This is a genomic window from Allokutzneria multivorans, from assembly GCF_039537405.1.
GTDB lineage: Bacteria > Actinomycetota > Actinomycetes > Mycobacteriales > Pseudonocardiaceae > Allokutzneria > Allokutzneria multivorans.
Map to the genome: position 1 here is coordinate 737,643 of NZ_BAABAL010000019.1, position 20,820 is coordinate 758,462.

Sequence of the window (20,820 nt, forward strand, 5' to 3'; positions counted from 1 at the left end):
GCGGTTGGTGGGCGACGTTGAGACAGCGGACGGGGACCGAGGGCATGGCCAGCGGCAAGAACAGCAAGCAGGCGCGGCGCAACGCCAGCGCGGCGCGCGCGGCGGCGGCGATCAAGAAACCGAAGCCGTGGGGCTTGGTGGCCGCGCTCGTCGCGATCGTGGTGTTCGCGGGCGGCGTGTTCGGCTTCGTGTACTTCCAGCAGGCCGACAAGCAGGCCAAGCTCGACGCGCTCGCACCCTTCACCCCGTCGCAGTCCAACCAGGACCCCTCGAAGCAGATCAAGGGCGTGGTCTTCAAGGACTACAAGCCGCAGAGCCACGTCTCCCCGGCCGACCGCGTCGCCTACGACCAGTCGCCCGCCTTCGGCGGCCCGCACGACGGCTACTGGGCGGCCTGCATGGGCAACGTCTACGAGCGCCCGGTCCGCACGGAGAACATGGTCCACTCGCTGGAGCACGGCGCGGTGTGGATCGCCTACCACCCCGACAAGGTCAAGGACGACGACCTCGACGCGCTGAAGAAGCGCGTGGTGAACCAGCAGTTCATCATGATGTCGCCGTACCCGACGCTGGACAGCGCGGTGTCGTTGCAGTCGTGGGGACGCCAGCTCAAGGTGGACAGCGCCGACGACGAGCGCATCGACCAGTTCATCCACGCGCTGCGCCGCAACCAGTACACCTACCCCGAGCTGAACGCCTCCTGCGACGCGCTCGGCCCGGGCGCCTTCGACCCGGACAACCCGCCGCCCTTCGACGCGACCCCGCCCGGCCCGGACGCCAAGCCGATGAACTACGAGCCCCCCGCGCCGCCGCCCTCCGGCCAGCCCGGTCAGCCCCAGCCGCAGCCCCAGCCGGGTTCCGGTGGCTGACCAGGACGCGGCCGCTGAGATCGGCTCGGACCAGCCGCCCGCGGAGACCTCGACCGCGATGCGGGTGCTGGTGATCTCCGTCGCGGTGCTCGCGGTCCTGCTGCTCGGCGCCGCCGGTGGGCTGCTGCTCGGCCTGCCCGGCGGTCGCGGTGCGCCCGCGAGCAACTCCGTCGACGTCGGCTTCGCCCAGGACATGAGCGTGCACCACCGGCAGGCGGTGCAGATGGCGGGCTGGGCGCGCGACCACAGCACCGACCAGGCCGTCCGGCAGATCGCCTTCGACATCGAGACCAGCCAGCTCGGCCAGGTCGGCAGGATGGAGGGCTGGCTCGGGCTGTGGGACAAGCCCGAACTGCCCGCCTCCGGCAAGTACATGAAGTGGATGACCGGTCCGGAGGCGGTGGCGCACGGGCACGGCGCGACCAACCCGGCCGATCCCGGCGTGGACGTCATGCCAGGCATGTACACCCAGCAGGAGTGGCAGCGGCTGCGTTCGCTGTCCGGCCGCGAGCTGGACGTGGCGTTCCTCCAGCTGATGCTGCGCCACCACCAGGGCGGCACGCAGATGATGGAGTACGCGGCGAAGTACGCGACCAACCCGCAGGTGAAGAACCTCGCGCAGAGCATGCTCCTGTCGCAGGGCAAGGAGACCCAGACTCTGCGCACGCTGCTCACCGCGCGCGGCGGCCAGCCCCTCCCGCCACCGAGCTGATCCGTGGTGTGAACGCCCCCGACCGGAGGAGGTCGGGGGCGTTTCGCTTGCCAGGACCGCGACGGCGATGTACCTTCGGCTCATCTGCTCTTGCTGGATGACTTGAGTTCCCACAAGAGATCTGATCGCTCTCCACTCCACGCCGATCACGCGTGTCGACTCGGAGCAGCACCCTCATCAAGGCCGAAGTCCGTCGCACCGCACGGGACCTCCGGCCGCGCCCAACGCTGTCCGGAAGGACTTCACACCATGAACAGCATCACTGGAATCCTTGACGTACAAGGAAATTCCGCATCACTGCTCACCGAGGACGGGGAGCGCGTCAGCGTCCCCATGTCACTGGTCCGCAAGCACGGCCTGCGCCGGGGCGACACCGTCGGCGGCACGGTCGGCACCCGCGCCACACTGTCCGAAGTGGACAGTCTCAACGGCGGATCACCGGAGAACTCTCGCAACAGGCCCGAATTCACCTCACTGACCCCGATCCACCCCAACGAGCGACTGCGCCTGGAGACCGAGCCGCACCGGCTCACCAACCGCGTCATCGACCTCGTCATGCCCGTCGGCAAGGGGCAGCGCGCGCTGATCGTCGCGCCGCCGAAGGCCGGGAAAACCACTGTGCTGCAAGACATCGCGCACGGCATCAGCAAGAACCACCCGGAGTGCCACCTGATGGCGGTGCTCGTCGGCGAGCGCCCCGAGGAGGTCACCGACATCCAGCGCTCCATGCCCGGCGAGGTGCTCGCGTCGACCTTCGACTGCCCGCCCGCCGAGCACATCACCGTGGCGGAGCTGGCGATCGAGCGCGCCAAGCGCCTCGTCGAGAGTGGCCGCGACGTCGTGGTGCTGCTGGACTCGCTGACCCGCCTCGGCCGCGCCTACAACCTCGCCGCGCCCGGTTCCGGCCGCATCCTCAGCGGCGGCATCGACGTCAGCGCGCTGCACCCGCCGAAGCGCTTCCTCGGCGCCGCGCGCAACATCGAGGACGGCGGCTCCCTGACGATCTTCGCGACCGCGCTCGTGGAGACCGGTTCGCTCGGTGACGGTGTGACTTACGAGGAGTTCAAGGGCACCGGCAACGCCGAGCTCAAGCTCGACCGCAGGACGGCCGGGCGCCGCGTTTTCCCCGCTGTCGACGTCGAGCAGTCCAGCACGCGCCGCGAGGACCTGCTGCTCACCCCGGAGGAACTGGCGCTCACCAGGACGCTGCGCCGAGCGCTGAACACCCGCGAGCACAACGGGATCGACCAGCTGCTGGAGGGCCTCCGCAAGGCACCGACCAACGCGGAGTTCCTCATGCGCCTCGCAGCACACCAGCCCCGCTGACGCTCTCTCCCCCCTGGCAACCTCAGGAACCGTTCCAGCACAACGGAATCACACACGCGCTCGCGAGTCACCGCTCAAGCCGACAGGGCGACCCGCTGGCACGAAACCCTTTGCCGCCAACGCTGACCGCCCCGAACACCGCGCTCCCCAGCGAACCCCTTGCACAACAAGGCTTTCCCACGAACCCGCCGCCGAGCCGCACAGCCGCACAGCCGCACAGCCGCACAGCCGCACAGCCGCACAGCCGCACAGCCGCACAGCCGCACAGCCGCACAGCCGCACAGCCGCACAGCCGCACAGCCGCACAGCGAGGCGACGATATCCCCGCCACCACCTCCGCCACCGAGCTTTCCCCGCCGCACGAACCGGACCGGGCGAGGGTGGCTTTCGTCCGGCCCGGGGAACCCCCGCTATCAACACTGCCAAAGCGGCGCGGCGCAGGCGAGCGAAGCGGGTGGCTCGGGTGGAAATCGTTTCACGCCAAGGGGATCGTCGGCGGGGACTTGAACTCCAGCCACGTGCTGCCGGTCACGGCGACCACGGAGTGCGGCACTCCTCGCGGGTGCACGACGACCTCACCGGCGCGCAGCTCGACCGCCTCACCGCCGAGAGTGCCGGTCACGTGGCCGCTCATCAGGTGCACGTGGCTGTCGTGGTCGTGGCTGTGCACCGGGCTCGCGACGCCAGCCGGGTAGGTGATCTCCAGCAACACCCCGTGCTCGCTGCGCGACCGCACCCGGTAGCGCCCTTCCCCGCCGAGCAGGGGCAGGCCCTCGACGACCCGCAGCGGCTTCCACTCCGTCATCCCCCGAGCTTGACACGCGTCGCCGTAACGGTGTTTTATAACGCCGTTCCCAAACGACGCGGAGACCACCATGACCATCCAGCTCAGCCCGGCGTCGCAGTCAATCGCCGGGGTCGTCCTGCTGACGATCGTGACCATCGAGTTCGGCGGCTGGTTCCTCACCAAGATCGCGCGCGGCGACGTGCCGATAACCCAGTTCCAGAAGAACTTCGCGCGGGCCGGGCACGCGCACGCCGGAGTGCTCGTCACGCTCGGCCTCATCTGCCTGGTGCTGGCCGACGCGACCGCGCTGGAGGGGTTCGCGGGCTACGTCGCGAGGGCCGGCGTGCCGTTCGCGGCGATCCTGATGTCCGCCGGGTTCTTCGCGTCCTCGGCGGGGCGCGGTGAGGTGACGCGGCCGAACAAGCTCTTCGCGCTCGTCTGGCTCGGGGCGCTCTCCCTCGCCGCCGGTGTCCTCACGCTCGGAATCGGGCTGCTCACCACATGACAAAGGCGGCGGCTGGTTGCCCGGCCGCCGCCCGAAGGATCGCGATGTCGTTCAGCTTCCGTAGACGTGCAGGCGCCACTTCCACTTGAAGAACTCGAACTTGCACTCGGCACCGGTCTGGCCGTCGACGATCTGCGCGACCCGCTTCTGGCAGGCCTCCTTGCTCGAGAACAGCTCGTCGGTCGGGCGGGCCGACGCACTCAGCGGCGTCACCGCGAGCAACGCCGTGACGGCAGCGCCGACGAGAAGGGTCTTTGCGGCTCGCACCATGAGTCTCTCCCAGTGTGAGGTGGACGAACGGGAGTTGGACCGCTGAACACGGCCGGCGGTTGCGCTTTCGCCCGCTTTGTCCCCCGTTCACGGGGCGCGGGGTGCTCACGCGCCGGTGTCGGGGACACGGGCTAGCGTCTGCGCCATGACCGAGCAGAAGCGCCTTGCCCCCGGTGACACCGCGCCGGGGTTCACCCTGCCCGACGCCGACGAGCAGCCGGTGTCGCTCGCCGACTTCAAGGGCAAGCACGTGGTCGTCTACTTCTACCCGGCAGCGAGCACGCCCGGTTGCACCAAGCAGGCGTGCGACTTCCGCGACAGCCTCGCCGAGCTCAACGGCTCCGACCACGTGGTGCTCGGGATCTCCCCGGACAAGCCCGCGAAGCTGGCGAAGTTCCGCGACGCCGAGGGCCTGACCTTCCCGCTGCTCTCCGACGTGGACAAGACCGTGCTCACGGAGTGGGGAGCCTTCGGCGAGAAGCAGATGTACGGCAAGACCGTCACGGGAGTCATCCGCTCCACTTTCGTCGTCGATCCGGACGGTGTGATCAGCAAGGCGATGTACAACGTGCGCGCGACCGGGCACGTCGCGAAGCTGCGCCGCGAGATCGGCGTCTGAGGCAACCTGCCTGACCAGGGCTTCCGTACGGCGCGACCGGTCGGGAAGTTGCCGGGGACCACCCACAACTTTCGGGTGACGGACCCGCGTAACACCGGCCATGAGACCTGTGGTCGTCCTGGTCAGCGCGGCCGTCACCGCCGTGCTGCTGACGTGTGCCGCGCTGTTCGCCTCCGCGGGCGGGGACCTCGTTCCCGGTTCCGCCTTCCCCGAGGTCGTGCCCGGATCTCCCGGCACGCCCGAGCCCGGGTACCGGCCGGTCGTCCCGGACCCTCGCGGCAACCCCTCCCGGCCGCCGCACCAGCCCGGCCCGCGGGCCGTGGACGAGATCGTGCGGAGCGCGCTGGTCAAGGCGGCGGGCCGCTCGACGGTCTCCGCGCAGGTCTTCGACCGGCAGAGCGGCACCTCGCTGTTCGAGGAGAGCGCCGACCGCAAGTTCCGCTCCGCGTCGCTGGTCAAGCTGATGATCGCGATCGATGCCCTGGCGAGGGGCTCCGAGCGCGCGGGCAGCACCCGGATGACGCAGATGCTGTCGCTGAGCCACGACGACTCGGCCAGCGCGCTGTGGGTGGCCGGGGGCGGTGGCCAGATCGTGCGCCGGATCGCGGAGCGGCTCGATCTGGATGCCGAGCCGCCCCAGCCGGACGGGCGCTGGGGCAACACGATGATCTCCGCGCGGGACGTCGTGAAGATCTACGACTACGTCCTCGACGAGCTGCCCGACGCGGACTCCGAGACGATCATGCGCGCGCTGCGGTCCGCCCCCGAGATCGCCGCGGACGGCTTCGACCAGCACTTCGGCATCCCGCGCGCGCTCGACGGCCTGCCGTGGGCGATCAAGCAGGGCTGGTCGGCCGGTGGCGGCAGCATGGAGCTGCACACCACCGGCGTGATCGGCGACGACGACCGCTTCGTGGTCGTGGTGCTCACCAAGACCACGGGCGGGGCGGAGTGGGGTTGGGGGTCGCGGATGACCACCGCGGCCACGCTCGCCCTGCGCCCGCTACTGGTCCGCTAGCTCGCGCAGGTGCGGCAGCAGGGCGCGCAGCGCGAACCCCCGGTGCGACGCGGCGTCCTTCTCCGACGCCTCCAGCTCCGCGGAGGTGCGTTCGGAGCCCTCGGGGAAGAAGATCGGGTCGTAGCCGAAGCCGTTGGTCCCGCTGGGCTGCCTGGCGATGGTGCCGCGCCACTCGCCGCGCACGACGAGCTCCTGGCCACCCGGCAGCGCCAGCGCGGCCGCGCACACGAAGCCGCCGCCGCGCCGCTCGTCCGGGGTGTCGGAGAGCTGGGCGAGCACGAGGGCCGTGTTCGCGGAGTCGTCCCCGTGACCGCCCGCCCAGCGCGCGGAGAGCACTCCGGGCATGCCGTTGAGGGCGTCGATCGCGATCCCGGAGTCGTCGGCGATCGCGGGCAGGCCGGTCGCCGCGACCGCGTCCCGCGCCTTGGCCAGCGCGTTCTCCTCGAAGGTCGCGCCGGTCTCCGGGGCCTCCGGGAAGGGGTCGACGTCGTCGAGGCCGACGATCTCCACCCCGCGCACGCCCTCCGCCTCCAGGATGCGGCGCAGCTCGCCGAGCTTCTTGGCGTTGCGCGAGGCGAGCAGGACGCGGGTCATGCCTTCGGCCCGGTCGGCAGCTCGCCCGGGTACGGCGCCGCGAGCGCCTCGGCCTGCAGCCGGGACAGCTCCGCGCAGCCCGCGAGCGCCACGTCGATCATGCGGTCCAGCGTGGACCTGGCGAAGGTCGCGCCCTCGCCGGTGCCCTGCACCTCGACCAGGGTGCCCGCGTCGGTGGCGACCACGTTCATGTCGACCTCGGCGCGCGAGTCCTCCTCGTACGGCAGGTCCAGACGCACCCTGCCGTCCACGACGCCCACGCTGACCGCCGCGATCGAGCAGGACAGCGGCTTCGGGTCGGCGAGCTTGCCCGCCGCGCCCAGCCAGGTGATCGCGTCGGCCAGCGCCACGTAGGCGCCGGTGATCGCCGCGGTCCGGGTACCGCCGTCGGCCTGGATCACGTCGCAGTCGATCGCGATGGTGTTCTCACCGAGCGCCGACAGGTCGATGCACGCCCGCAACGAGCGGCCGATCAGCCTGCTGATCTCGTGGGTGCGCCCGCCGACGCGGCCCTTGACGGACTCGCGGTCGCTGCGGGTGTGCGTCGCGGAGGGCAGCATCGCGTACTCGGCGGTGACCCAGCCCTTGCCCGAGCCCGCACGCCACCGCGGCACACCGTCCTGCGCGCTCGCCGCGCACAACACCTTGGTCTTGCCGAACTCCACGAGCACTGAACCCGCTGGCCACTCCTGGAAGCCCCGGGTGATGCGGATGTCGCGGAGTGCCTCATCGTTCCTGCCGTCGCTACGCGCCACCCGCACAGATTAGGCGTTCACCAGATCGGCTTGTCGTTGAACCACCCCGAGCCGGGCCGCGTTGAATACCTACATGGTGCTCGCACAGGACTTGACCACGATCGACGGACTGCCTCTGCACCCGCTCGTCGTGCATGCCGTCGTGGTGCTGCTCCCCCTGGCCGCGGTCAGCGCGATCCTCATCGCGCTGCGCCCGGCGTGGCGCCGCCGCTTCGGCTGGCCGGTGCTCGCGGTGACCGTGCTCGGCGCCGCCTCCGTCCCTGTGGCCGCGTTCAGCGGTGACCAGCTCAACGTGGCATTGGGCGGTGGGAACCCGGTCATCGCCGAGCACTCCGCACGCGCGTCGGTGCTGCTGCCTATCGCGATCGGCTTCGCCGTGGCCGTTCTCGTGCTCGTCTTGGCCGGACGCGTAGCTGACCGCGAAGCCGACCCCACGGACTCGCGTGCGCGAGTGTGGCGCCTTATAAGCGTCGCGGCAGCCGTACTCACCGTTGTGCTCGCCGTGGGCACCACGGTGCAGGTGGTGCGCACGGGGCACTCGGGCTCATCGGCGGTGTGGGACGGCCGCGTGCCGACGAATGGCGGCTGAGCCGTTCTGCGGACCGATCGGATAAGTGACGCCTTGTTCAGCGAGCTGGATAGGCCCCGCGAACACCGCGCGGGCCTCAGCGAGCATTAGGCGGCGATCGGTCCACGGTGGCACGTGGGTGAGCAGTAGCTGACGGACGCCCGCGGTCCTGGCTAGCTCTCCCGCCTCCCTGCCGGACATGTGCACGTCCACCGGGTTCGCGGGACTGTGCGGCCACGACGCCTCGGACAGCAACAGGCTCGCACCTTGGGCCAGTCGAGCCAACGCGTCACACGGCCCACTGTCACCGGTGTAGACGAGATGCTGTCCGGCGTGCGAAACGCGAAACCCGAATGCCGTGCACGGATGCGCCACGCGCGCGGCGGTCACCTCAAACGGTCCTATGTGGACGGTTCCCTCGGTGAGCGAGTGAAACTCGTACACGTCTGAAAGATCAGCCAGCACGCGCTCTTCCTCGTTCGGCGCGTACGCGGCCGCGAGGCGGGTCGGCGCCTCCTCGGGCGCGAACACCGGCAGTCGTTGCTCTCGCGGATCGTACGGCGGCGCCGGGTGGTAGCGGCGGAGCACCGTCAGCGCCGAGAAATCAGCGCAGTGGTCGGGGTGCAAATGTGAAAGCACCACGGCATCGACCGAGAACGGGTCACACCGCGACTGGAGCGCGCCGAGTGCTCCGTTGCCCAGATCGATGAGCAGACGAAACCCTTCCGCCTCAACGAGATAGCCGGAAGCGGGGGCGTTGGGACCCGGAAGGCTGCCCGAGCAGCCGAGGATGGTCAGCAGCACTCGTCGAGAGTGGCACGGCCTGGCTCGCGCGCCCAGAGGTCGTTCCGGTCAACCGGTGCTCGGCGCCGGTAGCAGTCCGTCACCCGAGCCGGTCACCGTGCCGAGCACCGGCCCGAGGAAGCGGTGCGCCAGCTTGGTGAACGGCTGCGGCGGCCCCGTCGCGACGAACTCGTGGTGCGGCGGCTCTTCACCGGGCTCGGCAAGCAGGTCCTCGTTGGTGAGCACGCGCAGGACGTCCTTCGCGGTCTCCTCCGCGCTGGAAACGAGCGTCACCGAGTCGCCCATGACGAGCTGGATCACCCCGGTCAGCATCGGGTAATGCGTGCAGCCGAGCACGACGGTGTCGACCTCCGCGCGCTGCAACGGTTCCAGGTAGCTCTGTGCCAGCCCGAGAATCTGTCTGCCCGAGGTGACACCGCGCTCCACGAAGTCCGCGAAACGCGGACAAGCCACGCTGGTGACGCTTGTGCCCGGAGAGACCGCGAAAGCGTCCTCATAAGCACGAGAAGTCACCGTGGCGCGCGTACCGATCACTCCGATGCGTCCGCTGCGACTGGTCGCCACGGCGCGCCTCGCCGCAGGCAGCACGACCTCCACCACCGGCACGTCGTAGCGCTCGCGCGCATCGCGCAGGCACGCGGCCGACGCGGAGTTGCACGCGATCACGAGTGCCTTCACCCCACTGGCCACCAGGCGGTCCGCGACGCCGAGCGCGTGCTCCCTGACCTTCGCGATGGGCAGCGGGCCGTAAGGGGAGTTCGCTGTGTCGCCGACGTAGCGCAGCCGCTCGGCGGGCAACTGGTCGAGGATGGCGCGGGCGACGGTCAGACCGCCGACCCCGGAGTCGAGGATTCCGATCGGCGCGCTGCTCACACCCCGAGGTTACCGGGGAGTTCGGGTGTGCTCGCCCGCTGTCGCCCCGACTTCGCCACCAGCCACGCGGCGAGCACGCCGCCGATCGCGCCGAAGAGGTGGCCCTGCCAGGAGATCCCCGGCTGGCCCGGCAGGATGCCCCACAGCGCGCTGCCGTAGAGGAAGAACAGCACCACGGCGAGGCCGATCTGCAGGAAGCGCCGGGTGAGGAACCCGCGCAGCAGCAGGAAGGTCAGCCAGCCGAAGATCAGGATCGACGCTCCTGCGTGGATCGTGCCCGCGGGCGCGGTCAGCCAGACGCCGAGGCCACCGACCACCCAGATGGACGCGGTCACCGCGACGAACTGGCCGATGCCGCCCGCCATGGTCAGGAATCCGAGCACCAGCACGGGAATCGTGTTGGCCGCGAGGTGGTCCCAGCCGAAGTGCAGCGCCGGGGCCCAGATCACGCCGGTCAGCCCGGACAGCTCGCGCGGGGTGATCCCGCCCGCGTCCAGCGCGCCGTTGGTGATCACGTCGATCAGTTCGATGAGGTACAGGGCGGCCACGAAGCCGACGATCGCGAGGGCCGCCTGCTTCGGCTTCGCCGGCAGCACGCGCGCGTCGGCACGGGGCGTCGGGGTCGTTCCAGGAACCGGCTGCACCCTTTCGAGGCTACGTCAGCGCCCTGGCTCGGACATCAGGGGCGAACCCTGATTCCCTCGCTGGTGACCAGCCACGACGCGCCGCACGCGGCAGCCGCGGCGATCGCGTGCGCGGCGATGCCCGACATCGACGCGTGGGTCACGAAGAACAGCGTCAGCGCGAAGAGCAGGAACAGCCACGTGGCGGTGGTCCCACCGTCCTTGTCGGTCCCGAAGGCCTTGCGCGCGGCCAGCACACCGAGCCACCCGGCGACCACGACGTACGGGCCGGTGTAGCCGACGTGCGAGGCGTTCATCCACAGCGCGAGGCCACCGACCACCCAGCCTGCCGCGGTGATCACGGCGACGTGGCGCACGCCGAGGTGCCGCAGCGCCAGGTAGCCGATCGGCACCGTCCACGCGAGCGCGACGACGAGCGAGCCCAGCCCGCTGGTCATCAACGGCGCCCACAGCACCGCGAAGAAGCCGAACGGGCTGTCGTGCGAGATGCCCGGCAACCACAGCACCGGGGACAGCACGGACTGCACGACGGAGACCCCGAAGAGCACCGCCGCCACGCCGAGCATGATCCGGCCGGCGGCCTGCTCGGAGACGGCGTTGCCCCGCTGGCTGACCTGGTGGAGCGGCGTGGAGGCGAACATGAGGGGAACGCTAGGTCCGCCGTGGTCCCGGCACATCAGGGGTGACCCGGATTCACGTCTCAGGGGCTCACGTCTCAGGGGCTAAGGTCTGCTGGTGATCGCTGAGGTGGCGCTGAAGGCCGAAGCCGAGCTGGGCGAGGGGCCGACGTGGGACATCACCACGGGCACGTTGCTGTGGGTGGACGTGCTCCGCAAGGAGGTCCACCGGTTCCACCCCGGGCGCGGCACCGACGACTCGATGGTGATGGGCCAGCACGTCGGCGCTGCCAAACCGCGCACGCGGGGCGGTCTCGTACTGAACCTCCGCGACGGGATCGCGTTGTGGGACAGGGACGACAGCAAGCACTGGCTCGTCTACTGGGCACGTGACGGCGTACGCGGCAACGACGCCGCCGTGGACCCCGCCGGGCGGTTGTGGGCCGGAACGATGCGCTACGACGAAGCGCAGGGCGGCGGTTGGCTCGCGCGCGTGGAAGCGGACGGCGCGGCCAAGGTCGTGCTTGACGACGTGACCGTCAGCAACGGGATCGGTTGGAGCCCCGACAGCTCGCTCATGTACTACGTGGACACACCGACGCGCCGTATCGACGTGTTCGACTACGACCGCGAATCTGGCGACGCGGTCAACAGACGACCACTCTGCACAGTGGACGGTGACGGCATGCCGGACGGACTGTGCGTGGACGCCGACGGATGCGTTTGGGTGGCACTGTGGGACGGCGCCGCCGTGCGTCGCTACACGCCTGACGGTCGCCTGGACCGCGAACTGGCGCTGCCGGTGTCACGTCCCACCGCGTGCTGTTTCGGCGGCGACGGCTTCACGGACCTCTACGTCACGTCGGCGCGCACCGGTCTCCCAGAAGAGGCGCACGCGGGCTCCGTGTTCGTTTTCCCCAACGTGGGCCAGGGAGTGCCCACGCCGCTCTTTACAGGCTGACTGCTTCACGGGCTGCTTAGGCCCAGAGGTGTCCATCGATGCGCGCGGCGGCCTCTTCAAGGGTGCCGGAGTAAGCGCCGGTGGACAGGTACTTCCACCCCGCGTCCGCGACCACGAACGCGATGTCGGCGGTCTCGCCCGCTCCCACGGCCTTCTCCGCGACCGCGAGAGCCGCGTGCAGCACCGCGCCGGTGGAGATGCCCGCGAAGATGCCTTCCTGCTCCAGCAACTGACGGGTGCGGCGGAGCGCGTCGAGCGAGCCGACGGAGTAGCGCCCGGTCAGCACCTCGGGGTCGTACAGCTCTGGCACGAAGCCCTCGTCGAGGTTGCGCAGACCGTAGACCAGCTCCCCGTAGCGGGGTTCGGCCGCGACGATCTGCACGTCCTCCTTGTGCTGCCGCAGGTACCGGCCCACACCGACGAGCGTGCCCGTGGTGCCGAGCCCGCCGACGAAGTGGGTCAACGTCGGCAGGTCGCGCAGCAGCTCCGGCCCGGTGCCCCGGTAGTGCGCCTCCGCGTTGGCGGGGTTGCCGTACTGGTAGAGCATGATCCAGTCCGGGTTCTCGGCGGAGATCTTCTTCGCCGTGGCCACCGCCTGGTTCGAGCCACCCGCCGCGGGCGAGGTGATGATCCTGGCGCCGTAGGCCAGCAGCAGCTGCCGCCGCTCCACCGAGGTGTTCTCCGGCATCACGCAGACCAACGCGTAGCCCTTGAGCTTGGCCGCCATGGCGAGCGCGATGCCGGTGTTGCCCGACGTGGGCTCCAGGATCGTGCAGCCGGGGCGCAGCCGCCCGTCCCGCTCCGCCGCCTCGATCATGGCCAGCGCGGGGCGGTCCTTGATCGAGCCGGTCGGGTTGCGGTCCTCCAACTTGGCCCACAGGCGCACGTCCGCGCTCGGCGACAGTCGCGGCAGCCCGATCAGCGGCGTGTCCCCGAGCGCGTCGAGCAGCGAGTCGTACCTGGCCATCCGCTTAGCGCGCGCCGCCGGCGACGGCCGGGAGGATGGTGACGTTGTCGCCGTCCTTGACCGCGGCCTCAAGGCCCCCGGCGAAGCGCACGTCCTCGTCGTTGACGTAGACGTTGATGAAGCGGTGCAGCGAACCGTCCTTGACCAGACGGGTCTTCAGGCCACCGTGGCGGCTCTCCAGGTCGTCGATGATCTCGGCGAGCGTGACGCCGGACGCCTCGACCGTCTTCTCGCCACCGGTGTGCGTGCGCAGGATGGTGGGGACGGAAACGGTGACGGCCATGGTGGATTCCTCCAGTCAGCGAACGGACTTCAACACCTGAACCCGCGCGCGAGCCGGGATGTTCCCCGAGGGCGCGGTGGTCTCAGCGACAGTCGGGGACGTCGTCGGGGCCCGTGTTGGAGAGCATGAAGCGCTCGATGGACGCGTCGTAGGCGTCCACGATCTCCACCGGCTCCTCGGTCACCGCGCCGTCGACGATGCGGTATGAGCGGAACTCGTGCTCCTGCGGGTCACGGGTGGAGACGAGCACGTAGTGCGCTCCGGGCTCCGCGGCGATGTTCACGTCGGTGCGCGACGGGTAGGCCTCGGTCGCGGTGTGCGAGTGGTAGATGACCACCGGCACCTCGTCGTTGGCCTCCAGTTCGCGGTGCAGGCGCAGCTGCTCCATCGAGTCGAACTGGTAGAAGGTCGGCGAGCGCGCCGCGTTGGTCATCGGGATGAACCGCTCGGGCCGGTCGGAGCCCTCAGGACCGGCGAGGACGCCGCACGCCTCGTCGGGGTGGTCCTCGCGGGCGTGCGCGACCATCGCGTCCACGAGGTCACGTCGGATCACCAGCACGCGGCCATCCTACGGGGACGAGAAAGACCGTCCCAGAATGTGAGCCCGGCAGGCACTGGTCAGCGCCGGGCGCGCGCTGCGGGTCCCGTTCGCTGAGAACCCGCTCCGGCCCTAGTCCCCAGGGGCCGTCACGGGTTCGGCGTGCCCCCACGCCACGGCGGCCTCCAGCTGCTGTGCGAGATCTGGGCAGGCCGCGTGCGCAAGCACTTCCATCAGGTCCTGGAGCATCGTGAGGGTGGCCGCGGCGTCGTGGCCGCCGACGGTGCGGTGCACGAGGCGGGTGCCCTTGCGCGGGGAGAACAGGAACCTGGCCGCGCCGAGCGCGGTCATCCAGTCGTCGAACTCATCGGGGTCCAGCCGCACCTCGGCGACCCCGGTCCAGGTGCCGAGCACCCGGCGCGTGGAGACCAGCACCTCCGCCCGCACCCCGGGCTCCTGCCGGGCGCGGAAGTCCGCCGAGATCGCCGGGTCCGCGCTGACGGCGGGGAACATCCGGCGTAAGAGGATCGTCTGGGAGAGCCGCACGCGCCTGCCGAAGGGGCCGCGCCCAGCCTCGGGCACCGTCCCCGACTCCAGCACGTCCAGCAGTTGGCGCAGCACCATCCGCACGGTCGCGGCCGCGGTCGGGGTGAGCCTGAGCAAGACCCGGTCACCTTCGCGAGCGGTCTGAGCTGGGACGTCCTCGGGGGCGGTCTGCCGCTCGGATGCGGTGGTCAGCGTCTCCGGCGACCCGGTCGCGGTGTCCACTCCTGTGCCGGAAGCCCCGTTCGCGGGGTCGAGCACCTTCTCGGCGGACCCGGTCGTGGGGTCGAGGCCCTTCTCAGCCAACGGTGGCCACCTCGGTCCTGGAGAGGCCGCCGCGCAGCCCGCACACCATCAGCCCCGCCACCAGGCGTTCCGCCTCAGCGCGCTCGGTGAACCTGGCGACCTCGGCGTAGCCGTGCTGGTGGATCATGATCATTGTGCGGGCCGCGTCGATGAGGGACATGCCGCACACGCGATACAGCACGTACTGCACGACGTGGGTGGTGTTGACGTCGTCGTCCCAGACCAGGACGCGCCAGCTCGCGTCGTTCATCGGGCCAGTATGGCGGGAGGGCTCCGCCATCCGAACAGGTCATCGCCCCGATTTCACCCCGCAGGCCGCGCAGTCGGCCCGCCTCGGTGCCTCGACGACGTGCGCGCGCTCCGGTGAGACGAGGTTGACGCCGTCGATCCGACCGGAGCGAACCGGACTTATTCCGGCGATCAGGGAAATGACCGCGTAAGAGGCCGCGAATCCCGCGATACCGGCGGAAACGACATGAGCGGCATTGCTCGCGATTTCAGCCTCTTGAACGGGGTCGGCGGGCCGAAGGCATTCGTAGCAAGCACCGAGTCCCGGAACGTGAACCGCCACCGCGGTGCGCGGGCCGTGATATCCGGCGTCCACCCAGGGCGTCCGCGTGCGCAGGCAGGAGCGGTTGAGCCGCTCGCGGACGCCGCCGGGCCGTCCCGTCGCCAGCGCCAGCACGTCGAAGCGGCGAGCAAGGGCGGTCAGGTCCTCCGGCGCGCAGACGCGCTCGGAGCCGATGGTGACGCTGATGTCGGAGTTGACCGCGCGCAGCCTCGCGGCGGCCGCCTCCGCCTTGCCCCGGCCGATGTCGGACTCGGCGAAGAGCACCTGATGGCTGAGGTCAGCGAGCGCGACAGTGCCCCCGTCGACGCAGTGCAGATGTCCGACACCGCTCGCGGCCAGCGACAACGCCAGAGCACCGCCGCTGCCGCCGAGTCCGATCACAGCGACGCTGGCATCCCGCAGCTTGAGCTGGGCCTCCCACCTGCTGGGCCTCGGCGCGAGGTCGACCCAACGGTAGAAGCGTGCCTCGCGCGTGTATCGCGTCCGCTCGCGCTCGGTCAGCTCCTTGGGCTCGTCGGGCCTGGTGTCCTCGATGTAGCCCATGCCGATGAGCTGGCCGAGCACGCCCCGGATGTCCTCGCGCGTGCTGTCCGGGTGCCGTAGCGCGACCTGGTCGACGACCTCCCCCGCGGACCGGGTGCCGTCGAGGCTCTCCAGCAGCGTCCACACGGCGCCGGTCGGATCGGCGATCTCGGTCGCGATTCCGTGCACGGAACCACCGACCCGGATTCGGTCGGCGGAAATCCGGTGCGGCGCGTGCTCCGGTTTCACCCTCGGCTTCGCGCGCTCGACGAACTTCACGGTCAGCACCCCCATTCGCGGCGAACCTAGCGGCGCCGGGAAGCGAGCGTCAATTGACCTGATACTCCGTTGGCGAAAACCTGAGCAGGATTTGACAATTGACTTCGAAATTATTTCGGGACGCCCCGAAACGCGGACGGGTAGAGGTCGCGGTAGGCGGGTCTCCCGGAGACCTCGGTGGCGGTGAGCACCGCGTGCACGACCGCGCGGGCGACCGCGTCCGCCGCGGCGGCGCACAGCAGGTCGAGCTGGGGCGGGCGCTTCTCGTCGGCGCGATAGGGATGGTCCTCGTCGATCGGCAGCTCGCGTTCCCCCGTCGCGAGCACGAAGAACGTGTCGCCGTCGTACATCGTGTGTGAGGGCCGGACCGCTCGGGCGAGCCCGTCGTGGGCCGCGATCGCCAGCCGCTGGCACTCCGCCTTGCTCAGCGCGGCGTCCGTCGCGACGACACCGATGGTGGTGTTCAACGGCGCGGGTTTCACTCCGAGCTGCTGCCGAGCGGCCTCGATCTCACCGGCGTTCGGCGCTACGACACCGAATTCGCCGTCGACCTCCGAGGACGCACACCACGGCAAACCGGTCTTCAGGTCGACAGCGTCGCCACGGGCGTTCATGGCCAACAAGACGCCCACGGTGCAACCGTCAGCCACAACAGTGCTCGCGGTGCCGATGCCGCCTTTAAGCACACCAGCGGTCGCACCGGTGCCCGCGCCGACACAACCCATCGCAACGGCACCGTCAGCCGCGGCGGCACACGCGGCATAACCGAACTCCGCGTCCGGACGGTTACCCCAGTCGGACAACGGGAGGTCGAACAGCACAGCGGCGGGCACCACGGGCACGACCTGCCCCGGCTCCGCACCGACCTGCATCCCGATCCCGCGCTCGTCGAGCCACCGCATCACTCCGTCTGCGGCAGCGAGCCCATAAGCACTGCCGCCGGTCAGACAGACCCCGTGCACGCGCTGCACGAGCGTGGACGGCTCCAGTGCGGATGTCTCACGCGTACCCGGAGCCCCACCGCGCGTGTCAACGGCGGGCGTGGCGCCCTTGTCCACGAGAACGACGGTGGTGCCAGTAGCCCACCCGTCACCGATTCGCTCGTAGTGCCCCACGCGAACCCCAGGAACGTCCGTGATCGCGTTGTGCACACCGGGCAAATCAGTCATAAGCAGGATCGTCGTCGAACAACAGCTCGTTGACCAGACTCCCCTGCACCCAGGTGAGCCACTGGTAGACGCCGTAGTGCGGGGCGCGAGGGTCGCTCGGGTCCAGCTCGTCGGGCATGTCGTCGGTGAGGTCGAGCGCGGTGCCGAGCGCGATGCGGACGTCGTTGAGCGCCGCGACCCAGGATTCGGCCTCGGTCTCCGTCAGCCGCGCGATCCCACCGTCGACCGGGCAGGTCTCCATGACCACGGTGGTCGCGGCGGTCTTCGCCTCCAGCACGGCGGGCTCGTGCAGCGACCGCAGTGCGGCGGCCGAGTTCGCGTGCTCCGCGTCCAACTCGCCGTCCGGGTCGTCGAGCCCGGCGCGGTGGAAGTCGGGCAACAGCCGAGCCATGATCGGGTTCTCCGGGGGCAGCGACGGCCCGGTGCGGATGCCGGTCAGCTCGGCGAGCTCGTCCTGCGGGGCCTCCTCGGCCCGGCCGACGAGCATGTCCCTGATCTGGTCGACCATGCCGCGGATGAGCGCGGCTTCTTGCTGCGCGAGGGTCGCGACGAGGCGATCCCCTTCACGGCGCCAACTGTTCACGAGTCCCGCTGCATCGTCGCCCAGAGGCCCGCGGCGTGCAGCTTCGCCACGTCGACCTCGACCTTCTCCTTGGCGCCCGAGGTCACCACGGCCCTGCCTTTGTTGTGCACGTCGAGCATCAGCTTCTCAGCGTGGTCCCTGCTGAAGCCGAACAGCTTCTGGAAGACGTGGGTGACGTAGGACATCAGGTTGACCGGGTCGTTCCACACGACCGTCATCCACGGTCTGTCCTGGGCCCCGACAGCGTCTTCGGTCGACTCAACCTGTGTCCGCTCCTGCGCGACAAGCGTGGACATGGGAACCATGGTGTCACGCTCCCACGACAGCTGCGAACGGCACGATCAGTGCATTGAATGACATTCGCCGCTCTCGGGTGAAGAGCGGTCGTAGGCTTCCTGCTCATGACGGCGCCGAGCACCGCTTTCCTCACCGACCACTACGAGCTGACGATGCTGGCCAGCGCGCTGCGCGATGGCACGGCGGACCGGCCGTGCGTGTTCGAGTTGTTCGCGCGGCGGCTGCCGACGGGCAGGCGCTACGGCGTGGTCGCGGGCACCGGTCGGTTCCTTGACGCGCTGGCGGACTTCCGCTTCGGCGACGAGGAGCTGGCGAAGCTCGAAGCCTCCGAGGTCGTCGACCGCGCGACGCTGGAGTGGCTGGCGAACTACCGCTTCAGCGGCGACATCGTCGGTTATCCGGAAGGTGAGCTGTACTTCCCCGGTTCCCCCGTCATGACGGTGACCGCGTCTTTCGGCGAGGGTGTTCTGCTGGAGACGCTCGCGCTGTCGATCCTCAACCACGACAGCGCCGTCGCCTCCGCCGCGGCACGGATGTCCTCTGCCGCCAACGGTCGCAGGCTGATCGAGATGGGCTCGCGGCGCACGCACGAGGAGGCAGCGGTCGCGTCGGCTCGCTGCGCGTACCTCGCCGGGTTCACCTCAACGTCCAATTTGGAGGCTGGTCGGCGCTACGGCATCCCGACCGGTGGCACGTGCGCACACGCGTTCACGTTGTTGCACGACAGCGAGGAGGACGCGTTCCGCGCGCAGGTCGACGCGCTCGGTGTGGGGACGACGCTCCTGGTGGACACCTACGACATCAGCAGGGGCATCGAGCGCGCTGTCCGCGTCGCGGGCCCGAAGCTCGGCGCGGTCCGCATCGACTCCGGCGACCTCGGCGTGCTCGCGAGGCAAGCTCGCGAACAGCTCGACGACCTGGGCGCGCGCGAGACCAAGATCGTGGTCTCCGGCGACCTGGACGAGTACTCGATCGCCGCGCTGCGCGCCGAGCCGGTGGACGCGTACGGCGTGGGCACCTCGCTGGTGACCGGCTCCGGCGCTCCGACGGCGGGCATGGTCTACAAGCTGGTCGAGGTGGACGGCCGCCCGGTCGCGAAACGCAGCTCCCACAAGGAGTCCAGGGGCGGGCGCAAGGCCGCGCTGCGCCGCTACAAGGCGACCGGCACCGCGCTGGAAGAGGTCGTCTACCACGCGGACGGGCCCGCGCCGGAACGTCACGATCACGACAGGGAGATGCAGATCCCCCTGGTGCGCGCTGGACAGGTGGTGCCGGACCTGCCCACCCTGGACGACGGCAGGCAGCGGCTGCGCCAGGCACTGGTCAGCGTGCCGTGGGAGGGCTTGGCGCTCTCCGGCGGCGAGCCGGTCATTCCGACGGTCTTCGCGTAAGGGGGCTTCGATGACAAGAGCGCTCATCGTTGTGGACGTGCAGAACGACTTCTGCGAGGGCGGTTCGCTCGCGGTCAACGGCGGCGCCGCGGTCGCGGTCGCGATTTCGGAGCACATGGCGCACAACGCCTACGACCACGTCGTGGCGACACGGGACTACCACGTGGACCCCGGTGCGCATTTCAGCGACAGCCCGGACTACGTGGACTCGTGGCCCGTGCACTGCGTCGCGGGCACCGCGGGCGCGTCCTTCCACCCGGAGCTGGACATCACACGCGTGGAAGCCGTCTTCTCCAAGGGCGCTTATTCGGCCGCGTACTCCGGTTTCGAAGGCGCGGACGCCACGGGGCGCACGCTCGCCGACTGGCTGCGTGAGCGCAACGTGGACACCGTGGACGTCGTGGGCATCGCGACCGACCACTGTGTACGCGCGACGGCGGTGGACGCGGCGCGCGAGGGCTTCGCGGTGACAGTGCTGCTCGGTCTCACCGCGGGCGTCGCTCAGTCCACTGTGGACTCCGCGCTGACCGTGCTCGGTGACGCGGGCGTCAGGACAGACGGAACCCCGGTGGTCCGCTAGGGCCCACCGGGGTTCGTTGCCTCTCAGTTCAGCCGTCTCGAAAGCCGAGTCAGCTTCAGAAGCTGGGGCGGCACTCCACGCTGCCGACGATGATGCTGCCGCGCAGCGGGGTGACCCCGGCGGGCGGGAACGCCACGCGCATCACGTTGAGGCGGATGGCGCCCTGGTCCTTGGTGACCTCGTTGAAGAACACGCGGGCGAGCAGCTCACCCTTCTTGTTCTTCAGCGGGATCATGTGGCCCGCCGGCATCGGGTTGGGGATGTCCAGCCCGCTGACGCCGCCGAGCGAGAACTTGCCGCTGGTGCCGGTCGGCGTCGAGGTGCACTCCGCGGAGTACGTGGAGACGCGGGTGATCGTGGTGTAGCCGTACTGCTTGAGCGCGGTCAGCTCGAACTTCGTGCCGCTCATCTTGACGATGTTGTCGTCGCCGTTCTTCTTGCACGAGGTCGTGCCCTTGCCGAACTTGGCGATGGTGCCGAACGTCTTCGCGGGCACCGTGCCGTTGGCGGGCGTGGGGGTGTCCGGGTCGACGTCGCAGAGCGCGAGCTCGCCGCTGCTGGTCGTGGTCTCACCGCTGGTGACGTTGACGTCGCCGACGTTGGCCGCGCCGTCCTGGATGTCCGCCGCCGCGTAGGCGGGCGAGCCCATCGCCACGGTGGTGGCCAGCACGGCGCCGATGACAGCGCTGCGTCGCAAAACCGACTTGGTGCTCATTGTTGCTACCTTCTTCCGCGCCAGGGACTGCGACGGCCCGTCCATTCAGGACGGACGCGTTCCTGCTCGGTTCATCGGCCGAACGGCCTAACGCTGTACAAGATTCACGGGCCGCCACCCGATCGGGAAAACCATCCGCTCGTCCGGGTAAGCC

General features: G+C 69.9%; 27 protein-coding genes and 1 pseudogene. 10 read left to right on the forward strand and 18 right to left on the reverse strand.

Features of this window, described 5'->3' with window-relative positions:
- Positions 1 to 44 precede the first annotated feature (44 nt).
- The 3 genes and pseudogenes from ABD798_RS31480 to rho form a co-directional block, all read left to right on the forward strand.
- Entirely contained in the window at positions 45 to 869 is an 825-nt protein-coding gene (locus tag ABD798_RS31480; RefSeq protein ID WP_344883700.1) for a thioredoxin-like domain-containing protein, read from the forward strand.
- The gene (locus ABD798_RS31485) at positions 862 to 1,581 is read left to right on the forward strand and encodes a DUF305 domain-containing protein (protein WP_344882988.1); all 720 of its coding nucleotides are present in this window, start codon (positions 862 to 864) and stop codon (positions 1,579 to 1,581) included. Before ABD798_RS31480 ends, ABD798_RS31485 begins: the two co-directional genes overlap by 8 nt.
- A 258-nt stretch (positions 1,582 to 1,839) precedes the next feature.
- Positions 1,840 to 2,907 (forward strand): annotated as a pseudogene (gene rho / locus ABD798_RS31490) (transcription termination factor Rho); the annotation flags it as partial.
- A gap of 475 nt (positions 2,908 to 3,382) precedes the next feature.
- Here the strand turns inward: rho and ABD798_RS31495 are convergent.
- Positions 3,383 to 3,712, reverse strand: a complete 330-nt coding sequence (locus ABD798_RS31495; protein ID WP_344882991.1) for a cupin domain-containing protein — start codon at positions 3,710 to 3,712, stop codon at positions 3,383 to 3,385.
- Between the two features lie 70 nt (positions 3,713 to 3,782).
- On the opposite strand from ABD798_RS31495, the gene ABD798_RS31500 reads away from it, so the two are divergent.
- Positions 3,783 to 4,199, forward strand: coding sequence for a hypothetical protein (locus tag ABD798_RS31500; protein WP_344882994.1), 417 nt, complete (start codon positions 3,783 to 3,785; stop codon positions 4,197 to 4,199).
- Between the two features lie 51 nt (positions 4,200 to 4,250).
- Here ABD798_RS31500 and ABD798_RS31505 read toward each other — a convergent pair whose 3' ends face one another.
- Positions 4,251 to 4,469 (reverse strand): hypothetical protein, encoded by a 219-nt coding sequence (locus ABD798_RS31505; protein ID WP_344882997.1) that lies wholly within the window; start codon positions 4,467 to 4,469, stop codon positions 4,251 to 4,253.
- A gap of 145 nt (positions 4,470 to 4,614) precedes the next feature.
- Here ABD798_RS31505 and bcp point away from each other — a divergent pair, with 145 nt between their 5' ends.
- Both bcp and ABD798_RS31515 read left to right on the forward strand, forming a co-directional pair.
- Entirely contained in the window at positions 4,615 to 5,088 is a 474-nt protein-coding gene (gene bcp, locus ABD798_RS31510; RefSeq protein ID WP_344882999.1) for a thioredoxin-dependent thiol peroxidase, read from the forward strand.
- Between the two features lie 100 nt (positions 5,089 to 5,188).
- Positions 5,189 to 6,106, forward strand: coding sequence for a D-alanyl-D-alanine carboxypeptidase family protein (locus tag ABD798_RS31515; RefSeq protein ID WP_344883002.1), 918 nt, complete (start codon positions 5,189 to 5,191; stop codon positions 6,104 to 6,106).
- On the opposite strand, the gene rdgB is transcribed toward ABD798_RS31515, so the two are convergent.
- Positions 6,092 to 6,700: an RdgB/HAM1 family non-canonical purine NTP pyrophosphatase gene (rdgB, locus tag ABD798_RS31520; RefSeq protein ID WP_344883005.1), complete on the reverse strand. Its 609-nt coding sequence runs from the start codon at positions 6,698 to 6,700 to the stop codon at positions 6,092 to 6,094. The two genes, ABD798_RS31515 and rdgB, sit on opposite strands and share 15 nt — an antisense overlap.
- Complete coding sequence (rph, locus tag ABD798_RS31525) at positions 6,697 to 7,455, reverse strand: ribonuclease PH (RefSeq protein ID WP_344883008.1); 759 nt, start codon at positions 7,453 to 7,455, stop codon at positions 6,697 to 6,699. The genes rdgB and rph overlap by 4 nt, the downstream gene beginning before the upstream one ends.
- A gap of 73 nt (positions 7,456 to 7,528) precedes the next feature.
- Here rph and ABD798_RS31530 point away from each other — a divergent pair, with 73 nt between their 5' ends.
- The gene (locus ABD798_RS31530) at positions 7,529 to 8,044 is read left to right on the forward strand and encodes a DUF2231 domain-containing protein (RefSeq protein WP_344883012.1); all 516 of its coding nucleotides are present in this window, start codon (positions 7,529 to 7,531) and stop codon (positions 8,042 to 8,044) included.
- Here ABD798_RS31530 and ABD798_RS31535 read toward each other — a convergent pair.
- The 4 genes from ABD798_RS31535 to ABD798_RS31550 are packed head-to-tail and all read right to left on the reverse strand — an operon-like array spanning position 8,000 to position 10,985.
- Positions 8,000 to 8,827: an MBL fold metallo-hydrolase gene (locus ABD798_RS31535; RefSeq protein ID WP_344883014.1), complete on the reverse strand. Its 828-nt coding sequence runs from the start codon at positions 8,825 to 8,827 to the stop codon at positions 8,000 to 8,002. The genes ABD798_RS31530 and ABD798_RS31535 overlap by 45 nt on opposite strands.
- Positions 8,828 to 8,875: 48 nt before the next feature.
- On the reverse strand, positions 8,876 to 9,700 hold the full coding sequence (gene murI, locus ABD798_RS31540) for a glutamate racemase (protein WP_344883017.1): 825 nt from the start codon (positions 9,698 to 9,700) through the stop codon (positions 8,876 to 8,878).
- Positions 9,697 to 10,344 carry a rhomboid family intramembrane serine protease gene (locus ABD798_RS31545; RefSeq protein WP_344883020.1) on the reverse strand — a complete coding sequence of 216 codons (648 nt, stop codon included), beginning with the start codon at positions 10,342 to 10,344 and terminating at the stop codon, positions 9,697 to 9,699. Before ABD798_RS31545 ends, murI begins: the two co-directional genes overlap by 4 nt.
- Positions 10,345 to 10,379: 35 nt before the next feature.
- On the reverse strand, positions 10,380 to 10,985 hold the full coding sequence (locus ABD798_RS31550) for a hypothetical protein (RefSeq protein ID WP_344883023.1): 606 nt from the start codon (positions 10,983 to 10,985) through the stop codon (positions 10,380 to 10,382).
- Between the two features lie 94 nt (positions 10,986 to 11,079).
- Here ABD798_RS31550 and ABD798_RS31555 point away from each other — a divergent pair, with 94 nt between their 5' ends.
- Complete coding sequence (locus ABD798_RS31555; RefSeq protein ID WP_344883025.1) at positions 11,080 to 11,922, forward strand: SMP-30/gluconolactonase/LRE family protein; 843 nt, start codon at positions 11,080 to 11,082, stop codon at positions 11,920 to 11,922.
- Positions 11,923 to 11,938: 16 nt separating this feature from the next.
- Here ABD798_RS31555 and ABD798_RS31560 read toward each other — a convergent pair whose 3' ends face one another.
- The 9 genes from ABD798_RS31560 to clpS all read right to left on the reverse strand — a co-directional run bounded on the left by ABD798_RS31560 (position 11,939) and on the right by clpS (position 17,979).
- A complete protein-coding gene (locus ABD798_RS31560) occupies positions 11,939 to 12,889 on the reverse strand; it encodes a PLP-dependent cysteine synthase family protein (protein WP_344883028.1) in 951 nt (316 codons plus the stop codon).
- A gap of 4 nt (positions 12,890 to 12,893) precedes the next feature.
- Positions 12,894 to 13,172: a MoaD family protein gene (locus ABD798_RS31565; RefSeq protein ID WP_086818769.1), complete on the reverse strand. Its 279-nt coding sequence runs from the start codon at positions 13,170 to 13,172 to the stop codon at positions 12,894 to 12,896.
- Positions 13,173 to 13,254: 82 nt separating this feature from the next.
- Positions 13,255 to 13,731, reverse strand: coding sequence for a M67 family metallopeptidase (locus ABD798_RS31570; protein ID WP_344883034.1), 477 nt, complete (start codon positions 13,729 to 13,731; stop codon positions 13,255 to 13,257).
- 111 nt (positions 13,732 to 13,842) lie between these two features.
- Positions 13,843 to 14,559, reverse strand: a complete 717-nt coding sequence (locus tag ABD798_RS31575) for a DUF2017 family protein (RefSeq protein WP_344883037.1) — start codon at positions 14,557 to 14,559, stop codon at positions 13,843 to 13,845.
- The gene (locus ABD798_RS31580; protein ID WP_344883040.1) at positions 14,552 to 14,809 is read right to left on the reverse strand and encodes an ATP-dependent Clp protease adaptor ClpS; all 258 of its coding nucleotides are present in this window, start codon (positions 14,807 to 14,809) and stop codon (positions 14,552 to 14,554) included. The genes ABD798_RS31575 and ABD798_RS31580 overlap by 8 nt, the downstream gene beginning before the upstream one ends.
- A gap of 39 nt (positions 14,810 to 14,848) precedes the next feature.
- Complete coding sequence (locus ABD798_RS31585; RefSeq protein WP_344883043.1) at positions 14,849 to 15,946, reverse strand: HesA/MoeB/ThiF family protein; 1,098 nt, start codon at positions 15,944 to 15,946, stop codon at positions 14,849 to 14,851.
- A gap of 95 nt (positions 15,947 to 16,041) precedes the next feature.
- The gene (locus ABD798_RS31590) at positions 16,042 to 17,100 is read right to left on the reverse strand and encodes a P1 family peptidase (protein WP_344883046.1); all 1,059 of its coding nucleotides are present in this window, start codon (positions 17,098 to 17,100) and stop codon (positions 16,042 to 16,044) included.
- Positions 17,093 to 17,683, reverse strand: a complete 591-nt coding sequence (locus tag ABD798_RS31595; protein WP_344883049.1) for a DUF2017 domain-containing protein — start codon at positions 17,681 to 17,683, stop codon at positions 17,093 to 17,095. The genes ABD798_RS31590 and ABD798_RS31595 overlap by 8 nt, the downstream gene beginning before the upstream one ends.
- A complete protein-coding gene (gene clpS / locus ABD798_RS31600) occupies positions 17,680 to 17,979 on the reverse strand; it encodes an ATP-dependent Clp protease adapter ClpS (RefSeq protein ID WP_344883052.1) in 300 nt (99 codons plus the stop codon). The genes ABD798_RS31595 and clpS overlap by 4 nt, the downstream gene beginning before the upstream one ends.
- A gap of 105 nt (positions 17,980 to 18,084) precedes the next feature.
- Between clpS and ABD798_RS31605 the strand changes: the two genes are divergently transcribed.
- Positions 18,085 to 19,371: a nicotinate phosphoribosyltransferase gene (locus ABD798_RS31605; protein WP_344883055.1), complete on the forward strand. Its 1,287-nt coding sequence runs from the start codon at positions 18,085 to 18,087 to the stop codon at positions 19,369 to 19,371.
- Positions 19,372 to 19,381: 10 nt separating this feature from the next.
- Positions 19,382 to 19,951: a nicotinamidase gene (locus tag ABD798_RS31610; protein WP_344883058.1), complete on the forward strand. Its 570-nt coding sequence runs from the start codon at positions 19,382 to 19,384 to the stop codon at positions 19,949 to 19,951.
- A gap of 55 nt (positions 19,952 to 20,006) precedes the next feature.
- Here ABD798_RS31610 and ABD798_RS31615 read toward each other — a convergent pair whose 3' ends face one another.
- A complete protein-coding gene (locus ABD798_RS31615; RefSeq protein ID WP_344883061.1) occupies positions 20,007 to 20,666 on the reverse strand; it encodes a hypothetical protein in 660 nt (219 codons plus the stop codon).
- Positions 20,667 to 20,820: the final 154 nt, after the last annotated feature.